This window comes from Moorena sp. SIO4A1, from assembly GCF_010672065.1.
Lineage (GTDB): Bacteria > Cyanobacteriota > Cyanobacteriia > Cyanobacteriales > Coleofasciculaceae > Moorena.
On sequence record NZ_JAAHHX010000620.1, the window covers coordinates 1 to 1577 of the forward strand.

Below are 1577 nucleotides of genomic sequence, written 5' to 3' on the forward strand. Positions count from 1 at the left end.
GGAAATGAATCAAAACCTCCGTGTCAAGCAATGAATCAAAACTTATCTGTTAAGCGAGCAGCTATCTTAGCCACCGTTGTCGGTGTGATGGCAATGGGAGTGGCTTTCCCTAGGTCTAGCTGGGGGCAAAGTATCATTGCTCAACAACCCAGTTCACCAGGGAGTGAAAGGGCTGAAGACTTATCCCTAGCAGAAGCCTCTCAACTCAATCAGCAAGCCATTGAGCTTTATGAGCTAGGAAAGTACTCAGAAGCGATTCCCCTAGCCGAGAGAGCATTAGAGATTCGGCGGGAAGTCTTGGGAGAGGAACACCCGGATGTGGCAAGCAGCCTCAATAATCTGGCATTCATCTACGAAAGCCTGGGCAAATATGCTGAAGCCGAACTCCTCCATCAACAAGCCTTAGCACTGAGGAAAAAACTCCTTGGTCAAGACCATCCCGATGTGGCAACCAGCCTCAATAATCTGGCATTCATCTACAAAAGCCAGGGCAGATATGTTGACATACTCACCGTCCTAGAAGAACGGCGATTCTTGACAGATCATCGGGGTGTGCTGCCGTTCGCGTAGCGTGACCTACGGTCTCAACAGTCTTATCGCCCCTCCTTGCCCATTTAGAGTCATGCCGATGCCCCATGCCGACTTTTTCTATGTTTCTAGCAGCGTTTATGTCTCTGTCCTGCTCGGTTCCACAATTAACACAGAGTATTGAGCGTACGGACAAATCGAGTTTCCCCCACTTGAACCCACAATCTGAGCAGATTTGACTAGTGGGTTCCCAACGGCTTATAACCCGAAAATCCCTGCCATATTTATCTGATTTTGCTTGAGCTAGACTCCTAAATTCTGACCAACCTTGCTGGCTAATAGCTCGCGCTAGTTTGCGATTTTTGACCATTCCTGACACGTTAAGGTCTTCTAGGACAATTACTTGGTTCTCGCTGACTATCCTAGTTGAGAACTTATGCAGGAAGTCTTTCCTTTTGTTGGCGATTTTCTTATTTAGTCTTGCGATCTTAATGCGAGTTTGCTCCCTCCGGTTAGACCCCTTGGCTTGTCTAGCAAACTTTCGTGTTTGTTTGCGTAATTTTCGATCTAGTTTTGAATAGTCAGGACTCTTGACATGACCCCCATCACTCATTACCGCGAAAGTCTTGATACCTAGATCAATCCCAATGCTTTGGTTCTTGGCATCAACTTGAACAGGCTTAATATCTACTACAAAGCTCAAGAAATAATTGTTAGCACAATCTAAGATAATGGTCACAGAGCTTGGATCAGATGGCAATTCCCTAGACCAGATCGGTTTGACTACCCCAATCTTGGCTAAGTAAACTCCATCACCTTGAATAGAGAAACCTCTGCGAGTTAATCTTGCTGATTGATTATTGGATCGCTTTTTGAATCGTGGAGACCTAACTTTTCGTCCTTTTCGTTTTCCATTGTGCGACTCAAAGAAGTTCTTAAAAGCAACTCCCAAATCAGCTACGGACTGCTGCAAAGGAACGACTGACACTTCAGACAACCATTTTCTTTCTTCGGTCTTTTTAGCCTGAGTTATGACCAGTTTCTGTAAG

The 1577-nt window shown here is 45.4% G+C and carries 2 protein-coding genes; one reads left to right on the forward strand and one right to left on the reverse strand.

The features are described 5' to 3' along the window. Positions 1–570: tetratricopeptide repeat protein (locus F6K53_RS41260; RefSeq protein ID WP_293086124.1), on the forward strand; the 570-nt coding region annotated here is incomplete at its 5' end. Here F6K53_RS41260 and F6K53_RS41265 read toward each other — a convergent pair. Then, positions 509–1577 (reverse strand): transposase (locus tag F6K53_RS41265; protein WP_293086126.1); only part of this gene is annotated, 1069 nt, incomplete at its 5' end. The two genes, F6K53_RS41260 and F6K53_RS41265, sit on opposite strands and share 62 nt — an antisense overlap.